General features: G+C 41.2%; 21 protein-coding genes. 1 reads left to right on the forward strand and 20 read right to left on the reverse strand.

Annotated elements, in window-relative coordinates; all coding sequences use genetic code 11:
* Nucleotides 1-23: 23 nt before the first annotated feature.
* The 11 genes from VER_RS04070 to mraZ form a co-directional block, all read right to left on the reverse strand.
* Complete coding sequence (locus VER_RS04070; protein WP_162099603.1) at nucleotides 24-992, reverse strand: cell division protein FtsQ/DivIB; 969 nt, start codon at nucleotides 990-992, stop codon at nucleotides 24-26.
* Between the two features lie 20 nt (nucleotides 993-1012).
* Entirely contained in the window at nucleotides 1013-1945 is a 933-nt protein-coding gene (locus VER_RS04075; protein WP_162099604.1) for a D-alanine--D-alanine ligase, read from the reverse strand.
* 2 nt (nucleotides 1946-1947) lie between these two features.
* Entirely contained in the window at nucleotides 1948-3321 is a 1374-nt protein-coding gene (gene murC, locus VER_RS04080) for a UDP-N-acetylmuramate--L-alanine ligase (RefSeq protein ID WP_162099605.1), read from the reverse strand.
* A gap of 21 nt (nucleotides 3322-3342) precedes the next feature.
* Complete coding sequence (gene murG / locus VER_RS04085; RefSeq protein ID WP_162099606.1) at nucleotides 3343-4449, reverse strand: undecaprenyldiphospho-muramoylpentapeptide beta-N-acetylglucosaminyltransferase; 1107 nt, start codon at nucleotides 4447-4449, stop codon at nucleotides 3343-3345.
* Complete coding sequence (gene murD, locus VER_RS04090) at nucleotides 4446-5843, reverse strand: UDP-N-acetylmuramoyl-L-alanine--D-glutamate ligase (protein ID WP_162099607.1); 1398 nt, start codon at nucleotides 5841-5843, stop codon at nucleotides 4446-4448. The genes murG and murD overlap by 4 nt, the downstream gene beginning before the upstream one ends.
* A gap of 12 nt (nucleotides 5844-5855) precedes the next feature.
* On the reverse strand, nucleotides 5856-6818 hold the full coding sequence (gene mraY / locus VER_RS04095; protein WP_162099608.1) for a phospho-N-acetylmuramoyl-pentapeptide-transferase: 963 nt from the start codon (nucleotides 6816-6818) through the stop codon (nucleotides 5856-5858).
* 200 nt (nucleotides 6819-7018) lie between these two features.
* Nucleotides 7019-8395, reverse strand: a complete 1377-nt coding sequence (gene murF / locus VER_RS04100; protein ID WP_162099609.1) for a UDP-N-acetylmuramoyl-tripeptide--D-alanyl-D-alanine ligase — start codon at nucleotides 8393-8395, stop codon at nucleotides 7019-7021.
* A gap of 2 nt (nucleotides 8396-8397) precedes the next feature.
* Complete coding sequence (locus tag VER_RS04105; protein ID WP_162099610.1) at nucleotides 8398-9882, reverse strand: UDP-N-acetylmuramoyl-L-alanyl-D-glutamate--2,6-diaminopimelate ligase; 1485 nt, start codon at nucleotides 9880-9882, stop codon at nucleotides 8398-8400.
* Nucleotides 9883-9943: 61 nt separating this feature from the next.
* Nucleotides 9944-10360: a cell division protein FtsL gene (gene ftsL, locus VER_RS04110; protein ID WP_162099611.1), complete on the reverse strand. Its 417-nt coding sequence runs from the start codon at nucleotides 10358-10360 to the stop codon at nucleotides 9944-9946.
* 22 nt (nucleotides 10361-10382) lie between these two features.
* Nucleotides 10383-11315 (reverse strand): 16S rRNA (cytosine(1402)-N(4))-methyltransferase RsmH, encoded by a 933-nt coding sequence (rsmH, locus tag VER_RS04115; protein ID WP_162099612.1) that lies wholly within the window; start codon nucleotides 11313-11315, stop codon nucleotides 10383-10385.
* A 48-nt stretch (nucleotides 11316-11363) separates the two neighbouring features.
* Entirely contained in the window at nucleotides 11364-11795 is a 432-nt protein-coding gene (mraZ, locus tag VER_RS04120) for a division/cell wall cluster transcriptional repressor MraZ (RefSeq protein ID WP_162099663.1), read from the reverse strand.
* Between the two features lie 341 nt (nucleotides 11796-12136).
* Here mraZ and VER_RS04125 point away from each other — a divergent pair, with 341 nt between their 5' ends.
* Nucleotides 12137-13585, forward strand: a complete 1449-nt coding sequence (locus VER_RS04125) for a threonine/serine exporter ThrE family protein (protein WP_162099613.1) — start codon at nucleotides 12137-12139, stop codon at nucleotides 13583-13585.
* Nucleotides 13586-13705: 120 nt separating this feature from the next.
* On the opposite strand, the gene trxA is transcribed toward VER_RS04125, so the two are convergent.
* From trxA to VER_RS04170, 9 genes are all read right to left on the reverse strand, one after another.
* Complete coding sequence (gene trxA / locus VER_RS04130) at nucleotides 13706-14026, reverse strand: thioredoxin (protein WP_162099614.1); 321 nt, start codon at nucleotides 14024-14026, stop codon at nucleotides 13706-13708.
* A 62-nt stretch (nucleotides 14027-14088) separates the two neighbouring features.
* Complete coding sequence (locus VER_RS04135) at nucleotides 14089-14475, reverse strand: CoA-binding protein (RefSeq protein ID WP_162099615.1); 387 nt, start codon at nucleotides 14473-14475, stop codon at nucleotides 14089-14091.
* A 27-nt stretch (nucleotides 14476-14502) separates the two neighbouring features.
* Nucleotides 14503-15468 carry a tRNA glutamyl-Q(34) synthetase GluQRS gene (gene gluQRS, locus VER_RS04140; RefSeq protein WP_162099616.1) on the reverse strand — a complete coding sequence of 322 codons (966 nt, stop codon included), beginning with the start codon at nucleotides 15466-15468 and terminating at the stop codon, nucleotides 14503-14505.
* Nucleotides 15465-17474: an ABC-F family ATP-binding cassette domain-containing protein gene (locus tag VER_RS04145; protein WP_162099617.1), complete on the reverse strand. Its 2010-nt coding sequence runs from the start codon at nucleotides 17472-17474 to the stop codon at nucleotides 15465-15467. The genes gluQRS and VER_RS04145 overlap by 4 nt, the downstream gene beginning before the upstream one ends.
* 38 nt (nucleotides 17475-17512) lie before the next feature.
* Nucleotides 17513-18874, reverse strand: coding sequence for a type II secretion system protein GspD (locus VER_RS04150; protein ID WP_162099618.1), 1362 nt, complete (start codon nucleotides 18872-18874; stop codon nucleotides 17513-17515).
* 112 nt (nucleotides 18875-18986) lie between these two features.
* The gene (locus tag VER_RS04155) at nucleotides 18987-19808 is read right to left on the reverse strand and encodes a hypothetical protein (RefSeq protein ID WP_162099619.1); all 822 of its coding nucleotides are present in this window, start codon (nucleotides 19806-19808) and stop codon (nucleotides 18987-18989) included.
* A gap of 17 nt (nucleotides 19809-19825) precedes the next feature.
* Entirely contained in the window at nucleotides 19826-20812 is a 987-nt protein-coding gene (gene galE / locus VER_RS04160; protein WP_162099620.1) for a UDP-glucose 4-epimerase GalE, read from the reverse strand.
* Between the two features lie 39 nt (nucleotides 20813-20851).
* Entirely contained in the window at nucleotides 20852-22294 is a 1443-nt protein-coding gene (locus VER_RS04165; protein ID WP_162099621.1) for a glucose-6-phosphate isomerase, read from the reverse strand.
* 89 nt (nucleotides 22295-22383) lie between these two features.
* Nucleotides 22384-23109 carry a viroplasmin family protein gene (locus VER_RS04170; protein WP_162099622.1) on the reverse strand — a complete coding sequence of 242 codons (726 nt, stop codon included), beginning with the start codon at nucleotides 23107-23109 and terminating at the stop codon, nucleotides 22384-22386.
* Nucleotides 23110-23154: the final 45 nt, after the last annotated feature.

Consider the following 23154-nt stretch of genomic DNA (forward strand, 5'->3'; position numbering starts at 1 on the left):
CTTCCTCTTCCATTATTTTCGTATTAAGGCGTCTTTATAAAGGGCGCCTTTACATTCACATCTAAATATTGTGCTGCTACTCCACGAGCCTTTACATCACGCAGCATATTTTCTGATAAAGGCCCTTTTTTATCTAGTTCAGTTGTATCGCCTAAATGTAATGGCAAACCATCTACAGTATAAGCAATCAGTTGTTGTGTATCCCCTACATTAATTTCTGCTATATTTTTACGTCCTTCCACACTTAAAGAGGTTAAATACGTAAGAGCCCCTTTAATAACTGGTACTTCAATCATGTCCCCTAAGAGAACATTGCCTAATTTAATACCTGAAATAATGGGTGCCGACGTATCTTCAATAGCAGTTCCTAAATTAATAACGCGACCTGCTGAATCGAGCGTAGCAAAGCCAAATTGTGTAGCTACTACCGCCGCAGGTTGTCGTTCCGTAATATTAACTTGCAAGGTTAAGGGCAATACATACGTTACTTTCGCCGTTTCTACTCGTAAATCATGTTGCAAACGTTCTTCTAATTGGCCAGAATTTATTTGCAATAAATTCACAGGATAGTGAATATTGCCAGCTGCCATTACATCTGACACCGTAACCTTATCACTACCAGTTACTTGAATCGTGCCAAAAGGAATGGGCAACATAAATAATAAAGCCCAAAGGATTAGCAAGGCGCCACCACCCCATACTACGCGACGTCGCCAAGCATGAGGCCGGCGCGGTGGCTCTGGCGGTTCCCCTGAACCACCGCCTAGACTATCATCATAGGTAGGCGTTTCTTCACGGGGTTGATCAAAATCATATAGGTGACGTGGTTCTGTTGGCTGTGGTGGTACAAAACGAGGTTGTGGATTCGGTGTTACCACCTCTGGCCCTGCCTGTTCAGCCCAAGCAGACCAACTAGACCAATTTGCTTCACCAGCCCCAGTATGAGGCCTTTGATTGGAACTAGATGAATACTGACGATTATCTCCGTTCATCTTTGTATCTCCGCAATTAATTAAAACTTACCTAAACCAGCGGACAATAGAATCTTTTCACATAAAGTAGGAAAATCCATCCCCATAGCACGGGCTGCCTTAGGTACTAAGGAAGTGGCCGTCATGCCAGGAACTGTATTATATTCTAATACAAAAGGTTCGCCTGCTTCATTCGTCATAATATCAACGCGGATTACACCACTACATTGTAATTCGCTATATACAGCTTCACCAATAGCTTGCATCTTAGTGGTCAACGTTTCATCAATAGGTGCAGGCACTAAATAATCGGTAGCGCCCGTTGTATATTTTGACTGATAGTCATATTCCCCAGAATGAGGACGAATTTCAATCACTGGCAAGGCTTTACCATCCAATACGGACACGGTAAATTCACGACCATCTAAATACTGCTCAACTACTAGAATGTGATCATATACCAAAGCCTCTTTGACAGCAGCCTCTAACTCCGCTTCGGTTCGTACAATCACAACGCCAATACTAGAACCTTGCGTAGCTGGTTTTAAAACAACAGGATACGTAAAATTAGCTTTAATATGTTCGAGAATTTGAGCTTCGCTTTGCTGTTCACTATTATAAGATACAGCGCGGGCTGTTGGAATTTGTGACCCTACAAACACATCTTTACTAATTTTTTTATTCATACCCACCGCTTGTGCCATAATACCCGAACCAGTATATGGAATACCAGCCATTTCAAGCAAGCCTTGTAATGCACCGTCTTCGCCAAATTTCCCATGCAAAGCATTAAATACAATATCCCCTTTACGTGCCTTAATATCTTGTAATACTTGTTCTGGCACCAATTCTAAGGTTTCCGCTTTATAGCCAAGGCTCACCAAAGCTTCTGCAATAGCTTGGCCTGTGCGCCGTGAAACTTCTGCTTCTTTTGATGGACCACCCATTAATACAATAATTTGTTTATCCTTCATGACTATTCCTCTTCTAATGCAGCTAATAATTTTGGACCATATTGGCTAATACTACCAGCCCCCATAGTAATGACTAAGTCATTAGGCTGTAATACTGCTTTTACCACCTTTGGCACATCCTCTACATGTGGAATGTAATGTACCGTTTGCCCCGTTGTGGCTTCTACCATATTAGGGATAGAGTGACCATCAATGCCTGCAATAGGCTCTTCCCCAGCACTGTAAATGTCTGTAATAAATAATACATCAGCCTTTTTAAAGGCTTGGCCAAACTCTTTTAATAAGAGATTAGTCCGAGTAAAACGATGTGGCTGGAATATACAAACTACGCGATGAGATTCTAATGCTTTCGCAGCGCCTAACGTAGCAGCGATTTCTGTTGGATGATGTGCATAATCATCAACTACCCATACATCATGACTATGTCCTTTGGTCTCAAAACGACGCTTAGCACCCGTAAATTTAGCAAGGCCTTTTACGACCACCTCTACAGGAATACCACAACGTGTTGCCATAACCAGAGCACCTAAGGAGTTGAGCGCATTATGCGTACCTGGCACTTTTAAACGCACAGTAGCTATGCAGTTTTCTTGATGAAACGCATCATATACTAAAACGCCTTTTTCATAATGAATATTCTGCGCCGTATATTCATTATGTGCTGTTAAACCATAGGTAATAAACTGACGGTCTACTTGTTTCATAATGTGTTGAATATTTTCATTATCACCACACACTACCGCTGTCCCCTGAGCTGGCAACTTACCAACAAATTCAGCAAATGCTGTTAGCAAATTCTCCATAGTACCATAATGGTCCATATGGTCATTTTCAATGTTCGTGATGACAATCTCATGAGGATTCAATTTTAAGAAAGACCCATCGCTTTCATCAGCCTCAGCAATACTATATTCGCCACGGCCCCATTGACTGCTTCCCCCTAGATAATCCACTTCACCACCAATAATAACGGTAGGATCGAGACCAGCTTCAACAAAAATTTGGCCCAACATAGAGGTGGTCGTCGTTTTACCATGCGCACCAGCTACGGCAATACCTTTAGTAATATCTAGCACTGCTTTTACAATATCAGAGCGATGTAAAATAGGAATATGCTGCGCTTCAGCAGCCATCAATTCGGGGTTGTCCGCATGAATGGCGGTAGAGCGAACTACAGCATCTACGCCTTTTACATACGCTGCATTATGACCAATATGAATGGTAGCCCCCATTTTTCGAAAACGTTCAGTTACTGCTGATTCTTGAATATCCGAACCAGACACGTCAAATCCTTGACTAATTAAAATATTAGCAATTGCTCGCATACCTGAACCAGCAATGCCAATAAGATGTATTTTATGAATACCATCTAGCATGGTGTAATCGCTCCTTATAATTTATTTTGCAATGTCTAAGGCCAATTGGGCAATATCATGTGCTGCCTGTGGCTTTCCTAATGATTTAGCGGCTACGGACATGCGCGCTCGCTCGGCAGGATTTTTCATAAAGAACTCAATCTCGCCAATGAGGTCATTGCCTTGTAACATTTTATCCACAATCATACGAGCCGCACCAGCACTCACTAAAGCCCGTGCATTATAGGTCTGATGATCTTCGGCCGCATAAGGGTAAGGAATTAAAATGGACGGTATGCCACGAACGGTTAGCTCTGCTAACCCTACCGCACCGGCCCGGAACACGGCTAAATCAGCAGCCGCAAGGGCTTTTGGCATTTCATGCAAATACGGCAAGATTATGGATGTATCACTATACGCCGTTCCCTCTTCAATGCCAAGCGCCGCTAATACTCGGTCATATTCACCAGTACCCGTAACATGAATCAGTTTAATACCTTTTCGATCTTTAAAGTGTTTATGCACCTCAATCATGGCCGTATTAATGTTACGTGCCCCGCGAGAACCACCAGCAATCAAAACAGCAAACTCATCGTCTTGTAAATTAAAGAATTCACGACCTTCAGCGCGCGTATCTACTAACACTTCTGGTCGCACAGGATTACCTGTATAGACAATGCGTTTTGCTCCTTCAAAGGCCTTTTCAGCCTCCTCAAACCCAACCGCTACTACATCAACAAAGCGACTCAAAATTTTATTCGTAATACCACCAATCGTATTTTGTTCCTGAATTAATGTGGGCACATGTCGTAAAGCCGCAGCTAATAAAATAGGGCCACATACATAACCACCAGTGCCAATCACAATATCTGGCTTAAATTCAGAAATAATGCGATTCGCTTTTATCAAAGAACCTAAAGTTTTGCCTAACGTAACTAAGGCTCTAAAAGAGAGATTACGATTTAACCCTTCCACAGGTAAGGTCTTAAAAGGAATTCCTTCCTTCGGCACTAAGGTAGCTTCTAACCCCTTATCAGTACCGATATAAAGAAACTCAGCCTCTGTCATAGCAGCAATCTCTTTATAAATAGTAATGGCCGGATAAATATGCCCTCCAGTGCCACCACCGGAAATAATGATACGCTTCATGACAACGACCCTTTCTGCTCTACTTTCCCTTCCACTAATGTTTTTAATGCTTGTACTTCATTTTTAAAATCATCGCCACGTTCTTCAAAACAATGATACCAATCAAAGCTGGAACAAGCTGGCGATAATAACACCACATCACCGGCCTTAGCCAGTTCATAACCTTTCGCTACAGCCTCAGCCATAGAACGGACTTGATAAATATTGGTTACACCGGCTGCTTTAGCAGCCTCGGCAAAGCGCTGTGCTGCTTCCCCCATAAGAATTAAGTCACGTACACGTGTCTTTACTAAGGCCATAAACTCTGTTAAGTCAGTCAGCTTATCATGACCACCTGCTAGTAAAATAATAGGCGCTGTAAAGGCTTCTATAGCCTTAATAGCGGAGTCTGTATTCGTTGCTTTAGAATCATTGAAATACATAGCCCCAGCAATTTCCGCCACTGGCTCTAACCGATGTTCTACCCCTTTAAACTGTGCAATCACAGCATGAATTTGCTCAGCCGTAACACCTAAATCATAAGCCAAAGCAATAACAGCTAATATATTTTCAATATTATGGCGCCCTGGCAAGTGAATTTCAGCCGTGTTAATAACAAATTCAGCTACCCCACCACGAACTGCATAACACTGTCCATTTTCAAAATACGCTCCATCCGTCACACTATGGTCCTGACTGATGCAAAGTACTTTGCCTGGCACTCGTTTCTTCATACTAGCTACTGACTCATCATCCAAATTAAGCACCGTTCGATCACTAGCCTGTTGGTGTGCAAAAATATTTTCTTTAGCGGCTTGATAAGCAGCCATGGTTTTATGACGTTGCAAATGATCCGGCGTAATGTTTAAGACAATCGCCCCTAGTGGTTGAAACGTTTTTACTGTTTCTAATTGATAACTCGACAATTCCGCCACTAAATAGCCATCACGGGAAATTTCATACGCTGCCTCACTTAAGGAAGAACCTATATTACCGCCCACTTTAATAGGCTTACCAGTCTGTGCCATGACCTCTGCCAATAACGTAGTTGTCGTCGTCTTCCCATTAGTGCCCGTAACGCCTAAAATAGGTGCTTTAGAAATGTCATAAGCCACTTCCACTTCACCGACAATATCCAAACCGCGTTGCTTAGCTTCTACTAATATAGGAATTGTCAAAGCTATGCCCGGTGATACAACAATACGATCCACATCAGTCAATAAATCTATATCCTGACGACCGGTAATAACGGTTACTTTGCCTTCAGCCAACAACTGTTGCTCCGCTGCTGTTAAATTTACCGTTTTATAATCATTTAACACTACTTTTGCCCCTAATAGGCCGAGTACATGGGCAGCGCCGATACCACTACGCCCTGCTCCCAGTACTAAAATTCGTTTTCCCTTGTACTCCATAATAACGCCTACCTATCGCAATGTATACATCAATAAACCAATAACAGCAAATACACAACTACCAAGCCAGAACCGTGATACTACCTTTTGCTCACTCCAACCTGACAATTCAAAATGATGGTGAATCGGGCTCATCTTAAACACCCGTACACCTCGTGTTTTAAAAGATGCTACTTGAATAATAACGGATAAGGCTTCCATTACAAAAATACCGCCAATAATGATTAATAACAACTCCGTTTTTGTCAAAATAGCCATACCTGCAAAAGCACCACCCAAAGCTAAGGAGCCTGTATCACCCATGAACACCTTGGCTGGATTAGCATTAAAATAGAGAAAACCTAACACAGCCCCACATAAAACGATACCAAAGAAGGCTACGCTAGTTTGAAAGGCTAACATACCAATTACCGTATAAGCAATAGCGGCTGCTGCCGACGTACCAGCGGCTAAGCCATCAAGCCCATCAGTCAAGTTAACTGCATTGGTAGTCCCTACAATAATCACAAATACTAATACATAATAGAACCAGCCCAAATCTACAGTAATATTCGTTAATGGAATCCATACCGTAGTGGGTACTACTAAAATTTCAGTAGCAATATAGCAGAAAATAGCAGACATAATAATTTGACCTAATAATTTCTGTTTAGCAGTAAGTCCTAAATTACGTTTTTTAACTGATTTAATAAAATCATCTAAGAACCCGAGCAGACCATGACCTAATGTTAAGAATAATAAAACCCACGTTGCCATATGAAAAGGTGAGAAAATTAACACACTAATTACCATAGCCAACAGCATGAAAAGGCCACCCATAGTCGGTGTACCTGCCTTAGCTAAATGAGCCTGTGGCCCATCTTCACGAATACTCTGTTGCGCGTGTAAACGACGTAATAAAGGGATTCCTATTTTTCCTAATACTAGGGTTATTACTAATGAGGTAATAAACGCCCACAATAATTGCATGGTCATTCGAACAATCGCTCCTTAAAACAAGAGTAAGCTCTATACAGAAGAGCTCCTTAATATACTAACCTAGCCCCAAAGCCACTAAAGGACTCTTAAAAATAAAGGCCGTTATCTATGGTAGTACATCTATGGCTGTAATGCAAATAGATTTCGACCTTTTTGAAAAATGTTTACTATAATTTATTATTTATGTACAATCGTCTTTATTTCGCAGACTCTCGATCAGCGATTTCGGATACAACCCGTTCCATCCGCAACCCGCGAGAACCTTTTACCAAAATTACATCCCCTTTAGCTCGTTCCTCCCAATAGGAATTCACCATATCCAAATGACTATCAGCAATTTTGGCTACGCGAATGCCCGCTGCTTTCGCTTCACGAGCAATATGTTTAGCTGCTTCACCAAAGGTATACACTTGATCGTACCCTTCTGCCACCAACAAGCGCCCCATCTCACGATGACTCGCCTCCGTGTGCTCACCAAGTTCCAACATATCACCTAACATAGCAATCTTTCGTTTACCGTCTAATTGACCTAACGCTTTAATAGATTCTGCCATAGAAGCAGGATTAGCATTATAAGCATCATTCAACACTACTATGTCACCAAAAGATACGATTTCTTGACGCATAGGAATACCTTTAAAATTACCTAAGGCTTTCGCTATTTTCTGAGAAGACACCCCTAAAGCACGACCTACGGCAATAGCCGCTAATGCATCATATACATTGTGTTCCCCAATCATAGGTAAGAAAATATCAAATACTTCGTCAAAGCAACGGCAAGTAAATTTAATGCCATCTTTTTTATACCGCAATTGAAAACCCGATACGGTAGCATTCTCTTTAATGCCGTAGAAAATTGTTTTGCCTTCTGTTAAAGCGGCCATTGGGCGAACTAAATCATCATCCTCATTTAAAATGGCCGTTCCTTCTGGGGGAATATGACGAATCAATTCGCTTTTAGCTTTACCAATATTTTCACGGGAACCTAATAACTCAATATGGCTATTCCCCACATTAGTAATCACCCCTACAGTAGGCTGTGCAATACGTGCTAATTCATCAATCTGACCAAGCCCACGCATCCCCATTTCGACTACACAAGCTTCATGCTCTTCAGTCAATTGCAACAGAGTTTTAGGTAAGCCAATTTCATTGTTAAAATTTTTCTCCGTTTTTAGCACATTAAATTTAGCTCCTAATACGGTGGCAATCATTTCTTTCGTCGTTGTTTTCCCAGAAGAACCTGTTACAGCTACTACAGGAATCGCAAATCGACGACGATGATAATTAGCTAATTGTTGATAAGCTAATAAAGGGGCGTCTACTTCAATACAAATTAAATCAGCAATCGCTCGCCCTTTACCTACTAAAGCACCTAACGCTCCTTTTGTTTTAGCCTGTTCTAAAAAATCATGGCCATCAAAGGTATCGCCCGTTAAGGCTACAAATAAGGAACCTTCTTCAATGGTACGCGTATCAGTTGATACATTTGTAAACACTGTATTTGTCTTAACTTCACCAGTATAGGTACCACCAGTAACGGTCAACACCTCCTGGAGCGTAAGTTCCGCCATGCTTATCTCTCCTTCAACGCTTCTCGCGCCACTTCTCTATCATCAAAATGAATGGTCTTATCTTTTAAAATCTGATAATCTTCATGCCCTTTACCAGCAATAATCACTACATCTCCTGGCTGCGCTTGTTTAATCGCCTCATGAATAGCCGTTCGGCGATCAACAAGAACTTCATAGCTAGAGTCTGTCCGCAATGCTTCTTTTACGCCAGCAGCAACTTGTGCCACAATCTGGTTGGGATCCTCCGTGCGAGGATTATCAGAAGTGACAAATATTTTATCACCATACTTAGCCGCTATGCGCCCCATAATGGGACGTTTCGTAGCATCACGGTCACCACCACAACCAAAGACTACTAAAATATGATTATCCACGATTTTTTTAGCTGTTTCTAAAATATTTTCTAAGCCGTCAGGCGTATGCGCATAATCAACTACCACTGCAAAAGGTTGTCCTTCTTCAATGAGTTCAAAACGGCCTGGCACAGCAGTAAAATCACTAAGGGCTTTAATAATAGCCTCCATAGGTACGCCTTCAAATAAACAAGCACCAATGGCTGCTAACGTATTATACACATTAAAAAGACCAGTAATGCGCATATGAATGGGGTACTGTTTACCTTCATAGACTACATCATAAGCAGAGGTCTTAGAGGTAATTGTTAAATGTTCCCCTTCAAGCGTACCTACGCCTTTTGTACCATAGGTAATAAGAGGCGCTGAATTTTTAGCCTCCACGCGAGCCCCATAAGGATCATCAATATTAATAACGGCCCCTTTTTTAGTTTTATGCTGATTAGGCGCACTTACTTGTTCAAATAATTTACATTTAGCCGCTAAATAATTTTCAAAAGTCTTATGAAAATCCAAATGGTCTTGTGTTAAGTTGGTAAACACTGCTGTATCATATTCAACCCCAGCAACACGGCCTAAAGCTAGAGCATGAGAAGATACTTCCATAATACAGTGTGTGACACCTGCCTCAACCATGCGCGCCAAAATATGCTGTAAATCCACTACATCAGGTGTTGTATTATGAATAGGATAGGTTTTATCACCAATCATAACATGAACAGTACCAATAATCCCTACTTTATGACCTTGTGCTCGTAAAATATGGCCAATAATATGAGTAGTTGTCGTTTTACCATTAGTACCAGTTACGCCAATCATGCGCATCTTACAGCCAGGATAGTCATAAAAAAACGGTACGCATTGCTGCATAGCAACGCGCGTATCCGCTACGGTTAAAACAGCAATCCCAGCCGGTACTGCCACCGGTTGTGAAACCAATACAGCTACGGCACCCGCTTCAATTGCCTTGGCTACATAATCATGACCATTAACATGAGCTCCTGTTAAGCAAATAAACAAGCTACCTGCTTTAACGTCTCTAGAGTCAGCTGTTATGTGTGAAACAGCCACGTCGGTGGGTCCTGTAACGGTTACCTCTTTTATTACATCTATAATATCTTGTACTGTTTTCACGTAAATACCTCCACTTCAAACAAGGAAAGCAGCTCACCTACGGAGCTGCCTCATACCGTAGTTAATCCACAATGTGCTGTGTTACTTTCACATCTCGTTCTACAGTAGTACCTTTGCTATTGTACACAAAAGCATCGGGCAAAACCATTCCCAATTTATCTTGCGCAATTTGTTGAATCCGGGTAGGCGACTTTAATTCGGCTACTTCTAAATTCAATTCATCGTTATCTCTCGAAAGTTGAACCATTTCTTTTTGCATATCTACCAATTGATAGCCGGCCCCCGCTTTAATCGCTTGGCCACCTACTATACAAAAACCAACAGTACAAACCAAACCAACCAGAAACATGACTTGCTTTAGTTCCGGCGATGCATTACTAAATACGCCAACTCGCTTCGCAGTACGCCTTTGCGTTGGTATATAGGGTCTCGCTGTTGGTTGAGCAACTCTCACACCAACGGTCTTTCTCGCTAACATACAATCAACCCCCACAATCTATCTATACCTTTTGAGCCACGCGTAGTTTAGCACTGCGTGACCTTGGATTGGCAGCGACTTCTTCTTTACTAGGCTCTATCGCTTTATTTCGAGCCTTAACACTAGCTGTATGATGACACACACAAACCGGTAATCCTGGTGGACAAATACAGCCAGTACTTAATTCTTTAAAGGTTTGCTTTGTAATGCGATCCTCCAAAGAATGAAAGGTAATGACCCCAATATGGCCACCGGGCTTTAATAAATCAACAGCATCTTTAAAGCTGTCTTGTAAAATAGCTAATTCTTGGTTTACTTCAATGCGAATCGCTTGAAACGTCCGTTTCGCTGGATGTGGCCCTTCACGGCGCGCTCCGGAAGGAATGGCTTGCTTAATGATTGTCGTCAATTCCCCCGTCGTTTCAATCGGCTGATTAGCACGAGCGACTACGATAAATTGGGCAATGCGCTTAGCCCACCGCTCTTCACCATAATCGCGAATAATACGATGCAAATCTTCCTCGCTATATGTATTGACCACAGTCGCTGCTGTTAAAGAGCTATGTTGATCCATCCGCATATCTAATGGTCCATCTTGCATATAGGAAAAACCGCGTTCCGCCGTATCTAATTGATAACTGGATACGCCTAAATCAAAGATGAAACCATCAACCGCTGTAATACCTCGTTCCGTTAAGGCTTGTTTTAAATAGCGGAAATTGGTAGGAATCGTCATAACACGACATGGTAAATCTTGCAAACGTTCTGTAGCCGTAGCAAGTGCTACCTCATCTTGATCTAAGCCGATGAGTAAACCATCTTCGGCTAATTGTTCACCTAAGGCGTGTGCATGACCAGCGCCACCAAGCGTACAGTCTACATAGACCCCATGAGGGTCAGTAATGACTGCTTTTACTGTTTCGTCAAGCAACACGCTGACATGATGAAATTCCATGGGGCCTCCCTTCGTAATCAATACTACCTTCTTAATCCTAAAATTGGATTAGAATATAAGCCCTTCCATATTTTCTGTTAAGGCTTCCATATTCGCATCCATATCAGCAGAGTACGCATCCCAATGTTCACGACTCCAAATCTCTACATGGTCACCAGCACCAATAACTACGGCTTCTTTTTTTAAAAAGGCATAGTTACGTAATGTAGCAGGTACTAAAATACGTCCTTGTTTGTCAAATTCTAATTCATTGGCATTGGCAAAAATAGAGCGTTTTAGACCACGCACACTAGCTTTACCATTAGACTGAGCAGCTAATTGAGTTGCTTTGGCTTCAAAGGTTTCATACGTATAAATAGCGAGACAATTATCGAGGCTCTTGGTCATAATACAGGACTCCCCTAATTGCTCACGCAATTTAGCAGGAATAATCAATCGTCCCTTTGTATCTATGGTATGTGAATACTCACCCATGAACATCATTGTCTCACCTCCTTTTACACGTTCCCTATCTTATTCACCACTATATGGTAAATTCTACCACATTCCCCCACTTAATAACAATAAAATATGCGAAATTTAATAAAAAAAGCAGAAAAAATTTTTAAACCTTATTTTTTCCTGCTTTTAAACGTTTTTTTGTTTTCTTTTAAAATTCGTATGTTCGTAATAATGCGACTTTTTTCGTTGCTATTTTTTTGCTTCCCCCACTTTGCCCCCCATTCGCCATTTTTCACCACCCCCTTAACACTATAAGCCTGCCATATGATATACTAAATAGGAAATAATAGAATCCCAAGCTTCATAGAAAGGATTATTGTATGACTCGCAAAACTGATAAAAAACATACGATTACTTCACTTCATGGGCCTGCTTCGGTGGCCACTCACAGCACCCACGGTCATCCACAGCATCGCCATCACCCCTGTCCTGCTTCGCCAGGCCCTTCTAACTACCAGATTATGAATGAACCTTTCGTAGCCATTCGTCGTAAAATGGATTTATTACTTGATTTTGGCCAACTCCTTATGGAAAACGGGGCCAACACCAATCATCTACAACGCGATATGATGCGCGCTGCCACCTATATGGGGATTCCACCACAATATGTTCACATTCATATTGCCTATATGACCTTAATGTTGAACATCAATGATGAAAAGCATTCCTATACAGCTTTTCGCAAAACGCCTACTCACGGTGTGAATATGACGATTCTCTCTACATTGTCAAAATTAACGTGGAAGGCCATAGAACAAAACTTTACCTTAGATGAGTTTGAAGATCATCTTAAAACAATTGCCCAAGCACCGCCTAAATACTCTACCTCTATTCTAGCTGTAGCAGCTGGCCTTGCCTGTGGTGCTTTTACTATTTTATTTGGCGGTTCCTTCTTTTCAGCCATTATGACCTCCATTTGTGCATTAGTGGGCTTTTTTATTCGCCATCTATGCCGTCATTTTAAAATTAACTTTTACTTTGGCGTTGTGGCCGCTGCCTTTGCCGCTACCTCAGCAGCCTATTTATTACATACTACTTTAGGTTCCTTTGAAATTATTTATGCCATGGTCAGTTGTACACTCTTTTTAATACCAGGCATTCCTCTTATCAATGCCGTGGATGACATGATTAATAATCACATTGTATCAGGCATGACGCGCGCGATGCACACCTTACTCATCGTAAGCAGTATGTCAGTGGGTATTGCCATGGCGCTCTATTTTGACCATGTATCCACTTTTACCCACCTTAATATTACCCCTGCTGTAGTATCCCCGATTCAAGCGATTGCCGCTGCCGTGGGGGCCGTTTGCTTCTCTGTCATTTTTAACACCCCCTATCGACTGCTATGGATTATTGCATTAGGCGGCATTATTAGCGTAATTACGCGCAACGTACTAATTGTAAACTTTGGGTTCACCTTAGTGGGGGCCAGCTTTGTTGCAGCTGCCATCATCGCCTTATTAGCATTGCGCTTTTATAAATTTTTCCGCACTGCCCCCCTCATCTTATCTATTCCATCGGTTATTCCAATGATTCCTGGCGTCCTATTATATCGTTTCTTATTTGGGTTATTAACAATTAATTCCCTAACGCCGGACAATCTCCTATTTGCTTTACGCAGTGGTATTACTGGTCTAATGACAGTTATTTGCATTGCCATTGGCGTATCCATTCCTCATATTTTTGCCCGCAGTTATTTAGATCGAAAAAAGGCCTTATCCTTAGATAAAGCCTTAGAAGCGCGTAAAAAAGAATTACAAAGCTAACAAAGTACAAGCTTCTGAAACTAGAAAAAGCCTGATGCCGAAAGTAATCATCGAGTTTAACTCGAGCTTACTTTCAGCACCAGGCTTTTTACATTTTAAAATTGAGTTATAAAACCAAAATTATAAATGAGCTTCAATTGCTGCTTTTAATTCATTTTGTGGTACATAACCGATTTTACGATCCACTACTTCGCCATTTTTAATAATAGCGAAAGTAGGTAATACTTCTACTTGGTATTCTTTTGCTAATTCAACAACTTCATCAGTGTTAACTTTAACAAAGGCTACTTTATCACCCAATTCTTCAGCTAGTGCTTCGAATACAGGCATCATGCGTACGCAATAGCCGCACCATGGAGCCCAAAAATCTACGATTGCCACTTCTTTAGAAGAAATTGCTTCTTTAAAATTTGCTGTTGTTACTTCTGCAATATTTGCCATGTTAAAATACCCTCCTACAATTGACTATATTTGAAAATTTATTTCAGTTATATGAACTTTCATTAATGATTATCTGGACGTATTTGGACTAATACACAATCTTCAATGACCTGTAGCCCTAGCTCCCTAGCCTTTGTCACTACGGCTGGTTTATCAGCACCAGGCTGCAACCAAACTGTAGGAATACGTAATGTTTTACATTCCTCTAAAGCAGCTAAGCCAATTTTCTCAGGCACTACAAAGTCCACCACAGCAGGGACTTCTGGTAAGTCACTGAGCGACGGATAACAAGTAGCTCCTTCAATTTCAGCTACATTGGGATTTACTGGATACACCGTGTAACCATGGTCGCGTAAACAAGCATAAATTTTATAACCAAACTTTTCCTTACGACTTGTAGCGCCCAGCACAGCCCAAACTTTTTCAGTAAGTGCGTCCTTAGGTGTCATAACATCACCTCAACTCTCTGTAATAAATTATATCACAATATCGAAATTTGTCAATTTGACTTGTTGTTGTTTCAGAGATAAATTCTCAATATTCCCCTTTACTAACGCGGACCAAGTGAGCGTTTCAAAAGGACCTACTTGTTTAGTTGTTACCAGTCCTGCCGCTAAAGCCAAACGGCCTAATATCATGGCCCCGCTGTAGCCACTTTGACGCAACTCTCGCAAAGTAATGCTCTGCTGTCGTTTTGATAATCGGTAGCCCTTTTCATCCACCACTAAAGGCGCATGTCCATATGTAGGAGCTGGCGCCCCTAAAGACTCATATAACCAAAGTTGTGCCCCTACGGCAGGCAATAAATCATAACCACGAATAACTTCGGTAACCCCCATAGCTATGTCATCCATAACAACAGCTAGATTATAAGCAAACATGCCATCAGCTCGCTTAACAATAAAATCATCAGCACCAGGCCATAACTGAGCATGCTGGGTACCTTGCCAACGATCTGTAAAATCATACTCTCTATTAGCTATTTTCATACGCCAAGAAGGTACTTTCTGTAATCGTAACTGTTGACACTCCATTTCACTTAAATGCCGACAATGACCATCATAATGAGCAATTCCTTCATGACCATGAGGAGCCGAACTAATGGACTGCAAACGCGCACGATTACAATAACAGGGATATAATATACCTTCCTTAGCCCAAGCCTGAACTTGCGCTTCATATAAAGAATAGCGTTCACTTTGCCAATAAGGCCCTGCCGCCCCACCAACGCGTGGCCCCTCATCCCAGGTAAGGCCCAACCATTCTAAATCATCTAATAACTCCTCACCCAACGAGCGTTTGGCCCGTTGCGTATCAATATCTTCCATACGTACTAAAAAGGTACCCTGCTGTTGTTGTACTGATAGCCAGGCCAACATAGCAATCCACACATTGCCTAAATGAATATGTCCGGTTGGACTCGGTGCAAATCGACCTTTCATTGTGCTAACTGCTCCCATTTTTCATACAAAACAGATAGTTTATTCGTAACTTCATCCATTTGAGCGGCCGTTTCCGCTAAGGCCTCACTATCTTCTTGAAGCGCTGGATTTTGTAATTGTACTTCATACATTTTAAGAGTTGCCTCTAAACGAGCTATTTCCGTTTCCGTTTCTTCCAGCTGCTTAGCTTGCATATAAGCATTTAGCTTTTTAGGTTCCTCCTTATTACTACTAAGGTTAGCCACTTGCCCTTCCATGCCCATATCACTCTTATTGGCGTCAGCATTAGTCAACGTTGACTCAGAACGAGCGGTTTCCGTATTTTCTCTACCAGTAGCTTTAGCCTCATTTGCTGGCTTACCAGTCCCATTTGTTCCGGCACCTGCCATTCTTAAAGCCGCTTGCTCAGCAACCTGTGCTTGTTCTTTTAGTTTATCTTTATAATATGTATAGTTTCCTTGAAACTCTTCAAGCCCATCGGGCTCCAAAACAAGGGTTCGTTTTGCCACTTTATCTAAAAAATAACGATCATGGGATACAACTAATAAAGTCCCTGTAAACCCCATAAGTGCCTCTTCCACCACTTCACGAGTCGGAATGTCTAAATGGTTAGTCGGTTCGTCAAGGATTAAGAAATTATCACCTTGTAAAAATAGTTTTAATAAACTTAAACGGGCCCGTTCGCCCCCAGATAAATCACGAACTTGCTTAAACACATCGTCGCCACGGAATAAGAACATGCCCAATACATTGCGTGCTTTCTCTTCGCTAAAGTTAAACTGACTCATAACTTCTTCTACAGCAGTCCACTGAGGATGTAATTCCTCATGTTCTTGTGAAAAATAACCGACTGACACGCGGCTACCAATATCTATAAAACCTGCTTCAGGCGTTAATTCTCCAGTAATAGCTTTTAAAAGCGTAGACTTACCGGCCCCATTAGGACCAATCAAAGCAACCGCTTCACCACGACGAATCATAAACGATATATCTTCCACAATATCGCGGTCCCCATAGGACAAAAACAACTCCTCTACAGTTAGTACCTTATCGGCACTAAATTCAGCTTTAGGAAAGGTAAACTTTAATTGTTCTGAACTTTCAGGTGCCACTAACCGCTCCAAACGATTCAATTGCGATTGACGGCCTCTAGCCATTTTAGATTTAATCCCTGCTCTGTATTTATCAATATATTCTTCCGTCTTACGAATATATTCTTGTTGTTTTTCATAGGCTGATTGTTGAGCCTTATACTGTGCTTCGCGCTGCTCCACATAGCGACTATAATTCCCGCGATAACTTGTAGCTTTATGATGATCTAATTCCACAATGCGCGTCGTTACGCGATCAAGAAAATAGCGGTCATGACTAATAATTAAAATACCGCCACCATAAGAACTTAAATAATTTTCCAACCATTCCAGCATATCCATATCTAAATGGTTAGTCGGTTCATCTAAAAATAAAAAATCAGGGCGACGCACTAATGCTTTCGCCAAATTAATCCGTGTCTTTTGACCACCAGAAAATTCAGATACAGATTTGGTTAAATCCTCATCAGTAAACCCAAGACCATAAGCAATACGCCGACTTTGTGCTTCATAATCATAGCCGCCAAGCCACTCTAAACGCTCTTGAATATGGGCTAACCGCTTCAGTAAACTTTCGTCTTGTGGATGTGTTTCCAATTGCTTAGACACATCCAATAATTGCGCTTCCCATTGCTGTACGTCAGCAAAGGCTTTTTGGATTTCAATAGCCAAGCTATCGTCACCTAAATTTATATCTTGTTGTAAATAGCCAATAGTTGTCGCACTATCTTTAACAATCTGCCCTTCATCAGCTTCTTCAAGGCCTAAAATACATTTCATGAGCGTCGATTTACCAGCTCCATTAGGTCCTACTAAACCAACTCGTTCACCATGTTTTATCTCAAAAGATACATTACTAAATACTTGCCGTACCCCAAATGATTTACCTAATCCAATTATACGGATTCGTTCCATCCTTATGCCTCCGTTCATTTACATATAATTTTATTATATCACAGAGAATCTCTCTTAGGGTCATCTAGGGCAATGGCTTTTACAAAAATACATAATTCTACTTTATCCTTAGTGCGTCTAGCATGCTGAAATAATTTTCCCAACAGTGGAATATCTCCTAAAATTGGTATTTTAGTAAATTGTTTCCCCTCTCGATTATCCATTAAACCGCCAATCACTAATACTTCACCAGACTGCAGATTAACCTTAGTATGCGCTTCACGAGTAGTAATACGATAAGCCTTCATTTCAGACACTAAGGCAGGACTACTCACTTCCGCATGAATATCCGCTTCAATCGTATGATCCTCGGCTACAAAGGGCGTATAAGTCAAACGAATCCCCGCTTCTTCATATCGAGTGGTAGTCCTACTTTCTGTGCCATCTTTCACTTCTTCCAAGACAGGAATGCGATCCCCAATTAAAATTTTCGCTTCTTCCCCGTTTAAAGCCATAATAGAGGGCCGAGCAATTAGCACCGTTTTATCCGTCGTTGCTTGCGCTTTTATTTCTGGCTTAAACCAAAACGTATAGGGTAATCCAGAAGGAGCTCGGCCGAAACGAATGCCACCATAGGAATTAGTATCATCTTCGCCATGCCCTGTTATACTTTGCCAAGACCATTGAATGCCCGTTTCTTTTAAATAAGAATGTTCAAAGGCTACCACCGCCACTTCTAGGCGCACTTGCTTAGGCGCTCTATCAAGCGTAGGCAACACTTCGTGGACTTGTCTAAGTTCCGCTGGTGTACCATAAATAATCACTTGATTAGCCCCTTTCACAACCCGTATATTCTTTGTCGCTACAATCGCTTGCAAGGCTTCACTTAGGGCTAATGCTGACATATGTTTAGGTGAAATAATATGAGCTACACGCGCTTCCTTATCCCCCATACCATTACCATCCACAACCCAAAGGCCGTCCTCTTCATAAAAAGTAAAATGTTTCAGCCGCGCCAATCGCTGTATGGCGGTAATCCCATTAGGCTCATTAAGACGAATCGAAACATTACCAGCCAAAGTTTCAGTCCCTGTAATAGCCATACCTTCACTGCGTGCAATGGACTGTACTAAACCAGCTAAACTCCCATTATTTACGGTCATAGACAAAGCGGCAACAGATTCACCGCATAAATGAAATTGTAAAAAACAAACTAACCACAAGACTATTTTTAAGTATTTATAAAACTCTCGTACTGTCCCCATTATATCTCGCGCTACCTTATTATGGCTTATATCGTTACACCCTGCATCATTAATACTTACATCATTACTACTTACATCGTTACTGTTTACAACATTACTATTTGTAACATTACTTATTGCATCATTATAGCTTACCTTATCTACCTTACTTATCATACTCACGACTCCCCAGTTACCCCCATAATTAGACTACACAAATTACGCTACATAAAATGTTCCCTATAAACTATTTTTTATGAATTATTCCCTATAAATTATTTCACATTAATTATTCCATATAAAGCCATCGACTTTTAACACCGTCACTAATTAAAACCGCCTCACTTGTAATGGCCTGCACAAGGATACCTTGTGGTCCTTCACCTACTGCATAACAAGCTTCCCCATTATCAGTCCGCAGCAGGGCTAAATTAGTAGAACCTCCTATTAAACCTGTTAAATGCACACTTTCTAAACTATTTATAGTAACTCGCCCTTTTGTCGTATAGCCATTGTTTACACGATTATAGCTATTACTACTATACGAAGAACGTTGTTCCCTAATAGTCCTTATGCCACTTAGATTTGTCTGTTGATTCCCATAGGCGTGGCCATCACGTCCCCCAGTTGCACTACTTCGTTCTTTAGGTATAACATTGGCTCCTAAGGGGACCGCTGTCATATCTTCAGTAAGCAAAGCATGTGTAAAAGAATCATCAAATGGTTGAGCCCTTAAGGCTTTCGCCAAACCTATAACAGGTGCTATAAATTGGTCCTTTGTTTCACCTTGGCTACTCCCATTCGTCCCTTTACCATTAGTAAACTGTGCTTGTCCAACCCCGTTCTGCCCCTTCGCATTATAAGCACTTACTGTGCCACCCCTTGTTCCTTTATTCGGCCCATAAGAAGCTCCATCATCAACGTGGCTTTTATTGGAAATGTCCTCCCTAGCTCCATTAGCATTACTTTCACTTAGATCAGTTACCCGCTGCCACTGTGCCGTACTAATACCATAGAAACAAACGAGGCAAAATAAAAAGACCGCCCCGTACAAGAGGCGACCTTTCTTAATTAACAAATTTCGCAAATCTTGTAGAGACAGTCTATTCATTCTATTCACTATCCTTTTTATGCTTTATAGCCATTAGGATGGCCTTGATGCCATTGCCAAGCATCTTTAATAACTTGAGTTACATCGCTGTGCACCGGCTTCCACCCCAGTACAGTTTGAGCTTTTTCAGAAGAAGCAATCAAAGTACCTGGATCCCCGGCACGGCGTTCCCCAATAGCCACTGGAAAATCTACACCGGTAACCGTTTTAGTAGCGTCTACAATTTCTTTTACACTAAAACCATTACCAGAACCTAAATTAAAGTAATTAGATGCACCGCCATCGCGCAAATATTCCATACTCAAAATGTGAGCTGAAGCCAAGTCATTCACATGAATATAATCACGTACACAAGTGCCATCAGCGGTGTCATAATCAGTGCCAAAAATCGTAATATTAGGGCGTTTCCCTAAAGCTGCTTCCAAAATAAGTGGAATTAAATGCGTTTCTGGTGTATGATCTTCACCAATTTCTCCACTACTATCAGCCCCAGCAGCATTAAAATAGCGCAAAGCTACATAACGCAAACCATAAATCTGGCTATAATCTTGTAGCATTTGTTCAATCATAAGCTTTGTACGGCCATATACATTAGTAGGTGCTAAACGAGCATCTTCTTTAATAGGCACCACTTCTGGTTCACCATAGACAGCGGCCGTAGAAGAAAAGACAAAATATTTTACCCCTGCTTGACGAACAGATTCAATAAGATGGAAGGAGCCTACTACATTATTTTCATAATAAATCATAGGATTCGTCATAGATTCCCCTACTTGGGAGTGGGCGGCAAAATGCATAACCCCATCAATTTGTTTTTCTTTTAACAACTTAACTAAAGCTGGGTCAGCAATATCCATATTAATAAACTCAACTCCAGCTGGTAACGATTCTACATGTCCTCGCGATAAATTGTCTAACACAATGGGCGTATGACCTGCTTTTTGTAACGCTCTTACTGTATGACTACCGATATAACCGGCCCCGCCAGTGACCAAAATATTCATAACAACGCCTCCTACAACACATCCACTGAATCACTTTGCCTATACTTCTTCAACTTGCTGTTCCGCTAATTTAGGTCCTAATAATTTTTTATACACTTCAACGCCAGGTTGGTCAAAAGCATCTACCCCAGCTAATTGTCCTTCATAGAAGATAGACCAGCAAAGCATAAACATAAACTCGCCTAAATGATACGCTGATAAGGTTGGCAATTCAAAAGTAATATTAAAACGTTCATCCCCAGTTAATGCTTCGCTATTAGCCTCTAAGGCAGTATTTAAAATTACGCCTAAATCAAGACCGCTAAAAGCTTTTAATGGCTCATACGCATCATACATATGAGGCACAATTGCTTTAGTTTCCCAATCCTTAACCTTCACAAAAGTAACAATCTTATTAAGTCGTCCTTCTTGATGTTCTTGAGTCTGAGCATGCATATCCGTAGTACCTACAGCAACCACTGGGGTACGACCATAACGGCCCTTCGTCTTACTCTGCTTCTTGCCTAATGATTCAGCTAATAACTGTACATACCATTCAGCCAAGGATTTCAAGGAGTCACCATAAGGCATCATAATTTCAATAATGCGGCCATATTTTTCAGAGCCTACATATTTCAAAATAGCATTGAGTAAAGCTGGATTTTTTAGCATATCACCACTTTGACAAGCTTCATCCATAGCTTTAGCACCGGCTAAAAAGGCGCGAATATCAAAACCAATAACAGCGCCAATAATAAGGCCTACTTCAGTAAAAACTGAGAAACGACCACCTACACCATCAGGTACAGCAAACATCGGCCAGCCCTGTTGAACGGCCAATTTATGAAGCAAAGTTTCCTTTTCATCTGTGCGCGGATCCGTAACTGCAACCACTTCGACCTTAATACCAGCCGCCAATAGAGCCTCTTGTACCACCATAAAATTGGACATAGGCTCAATCGTCGAACCAGATTTTGAAATCAAGATAAGCATAACTGTAAAGTCTTTGCCTTTTTGAGCCGCACTACGCTTCAAGGTAGCAATTAATTCATTCGTGCGCAATGGATCCACATTGTTACCACTAAAATACAATTGAGGATAACCATTGCGTTCAGCCGCTGTTTTCTGATTCCAAAACTCGCCACAATGAACATCAAATAAAACTTTGCCCCCTAAATAAGAGCCACCAATACCAAAGCTTACAACGGCATCTACCGCCGCTTTGGCATGTTGGCCTAAATCGGTTAACCGTTGCAAAACGGCTTCATTGTTTAAATTACCATCTTCAATGTATGGCAATTGAGGAAACAAGACAGCTTCAGGTGCTCCATCTTTAGATAAATGACCATCCACTATACCTGTTAAACGAACTCTAGTAGCCGCCTTTACAGCATTGGCAATTAAATCAAAATGCGTATGTACATCTGCTTCAGTAACACCCCAAGCAGTAAACAAATTAGTATAATCAAATGTAAAACCTGATGGCAGGATGATTTTCTTCATTCTGACCCCTCCTTTAATTCACTTCTCTTATTGTACCGTGCTACTTCAGTAGACGCAATAGTTAACGAGTCATGAATTATACATTATTTTCATAAATCAATCACTTTTGACGTGCCTGCCTTAGCTAACGCATCAGCTTTTTCATTATAAACAACACCTGTATGAGCTGCCACTTTATGAAATACCGTCTTCACTTGACGACGGCTATTAAGCGTAAATTCAGCATACGCTTTCGTCAATGGATTATTGGCTTTCCAACGACCAGTAGCCCACATTTCAATCCCCATATAGTCATAATAAATATGAACTTCTTTTATCTGTTTAGCAATAGCCGTCTTAATAACGTGCATAGCCCCTAATAATTCACCAGCTACGTTCCAGTAAGCAGTATACATTTCCTTATCCGTACCAAAAGAAAACGTTTCTTCTTGCCCTTCATAAAACATAATGCCACCAGAGCCTACTACATTACGTGTTTTATCAAAACTACCATCAATATATGCCAACATACAATCTGGTCCTAAATCCGCTAAAATAGATTCTGCCGTTACCACTGGTGTTGGTGCTGGTGCCACAACTTTTTTACGGCGTGGCGATCTACGCTGGGAGGCTTTAGCTGTTTCTAAATACTCCGCCATAGACATTCCTTTAATAGGAGCTACTTCATCAGCAATAAATTCCTCCGCTTCTTGCCTAGACGTAAATGATTTATAAATAGCGCCCCCATATCCTTTAACTTGTCTTTCACAAGCAGCCCATGAATCAAAAATCCCCCGTACTCGCCCTTCTCTTACGGCATAATATTTTTTACCCATACAAACTCCTTATAATTAGACTGAATACATCCCTTTAATTAACAT

Source organism: Veillonella sp. R32 (assembly GCF_010093125.1).
Classification (GTDB): domain Bacteria; phylum Bacillota; class Negativicutes; order Veillonellales; family Veillonellaceae; genus Veillonella_A.

What these genes read in the sequence shown, in the direction of transcription:
- VER_RS04070 (WP_162099603.1), bottom strand. Translation starts at nt 992, where the DNA reads ATGAACGGAGATAATCGTCAGTATTCATCTAGTTCCAATCAAAGGCCT.
- VER_RS04075 (WP_162099604.1), bottom strand. Translation starts at nt 1,945, where the DNA reads ATGAAGGATAAACAAATTATTGTATTAATGGGTGGTCCATCAAAAGAA.
- murC (WP_162099605.1), bottom strand. Translation starts at nt 3,321, where the DNA reads ATGCTAGATGGTATTCATAAAATACATCTTATTGGCATTGCTGGTTCA.
- murG (WP_162099606.1), bottom strand. Translation starts at nt 4,449, where the DNA reads ATGAAGCGTATCATTATTTCCGGTGGTGGCACTGGAGGGCATATTTAT.
- murD (WP_162099607.1), bottom strand. Translation starts at nt 5,843, where the DNA reads ATGGAGTACAAGGGAAAACGAATTTTAGTACTGGGAGCAGGGCGTAGT.
- mraY (WP_162099608.1), bottom strand. Translation starts at nt 6,818, where the DNA reads ATGACCATGCAATTATTGTGGGCGTTTATTACCTCATTAGTAATAACC.
- murF (WP_162099609.1), bottom strand. Translation starts at nt 8,395, where the DNA reads ATGGCGGAACTTACGCTCCAGGAGGTGTTGACCGTTACTGGTGGTACC.
- ftsL (WP_162099611.1), bottom strand. Translation starts at nt 10,360, where the DNA reads ATGTTAGCGAGAAAGACCGTTGGTGTGAGAGTTGCTCAACCAACAGCG.
- rsmH (WP_162099612.1), bottom strand. Translation starts at nt 11,315, where the DNA reads ATGGAATTTCATCATGTCAGCGTGTTGCTTGACGAAACAGTAAAAGCA.
- mraZ (WP_162099663.1), bottom strand. Translation starts at nt 11,795, where the DNA reads ATGTTCATGGGTGAGTATTCACATACCATAGATACAAAGGGACGATTG.
- VER_RS04125 (WP_162099613.1), top strand. Translation starts at nt 12,137, where the DNA reads ATGACTCGCAAAACTGATAAAAAACATACGATTACTTCACTTCATGGG.
- trxA (WP_162099614.1), bottom strand. Translation starts at nt 14,026, where the DNA reads ATGGCAAATATTGCAGAAGTAACAACAGCAAATTTTAAAGAAGCAATT.
- VER_RS04135 (WP_162099615.1), bottom strand. Translation starts at nt 14,475, where the DNA reads ATGACACCTAAGGACGCACTTACTGAAAAAGTTTGGGCTGTGCTGGGC.
- gluQRS (WP_162099616.1), bottom strand. Translation starts at nt 15,468, where the DNA reads ATGAAAGGTCGATTTGCACCGAGTCCAACCGGACATATTCATTTAGGC.
- VER_RS04145 (WP_162099617.1), bottom strand. Translation starts at nt 17,474, where the DNA reads ATGGAACGAATCCGTATAATTGGATTAGGTAAATCATTTGGGGTACGG.
- VER_RS04150 (WP_162099618.1), bottom strand. Translation starts at nt 18,874, where the DNA reads ATGATAAGTAAGGTAGATAAGGTAAGCTATAATGATGCAATAAGTAAT.
- VER_RS04155 (WP_162099619.1), bottom strand. Translation starts at nt 19,808, where the DNA reads ATGAATAGACTGTCTCTACAAGATTTGCGAAATTTGTTAATTAAGAAA.
- galE (WP_162099620.1), bottom strand. Translation starts at nt 20,812, where the DNA reads ATGAATATTTTGGTCACTGGCGGGGCCGGTTATATCGGTAGTCATACA.
- VER_RS04165 (WP_162099621.1), bottom strand. Translation starts at nt 22,294, where the DNA reads ATGAAGAAAATCATCCTGCCATCAGGTTTTACATTTGATTATACTAAT.
- VER_RS04170 (WP_162099622.1), bottom strand. Translation starts at nt 23,109, where the DNA reads ATGGGTAAAAAATATTATGCCGTAAGAGAAGGGCGAGTACGGGGGATT.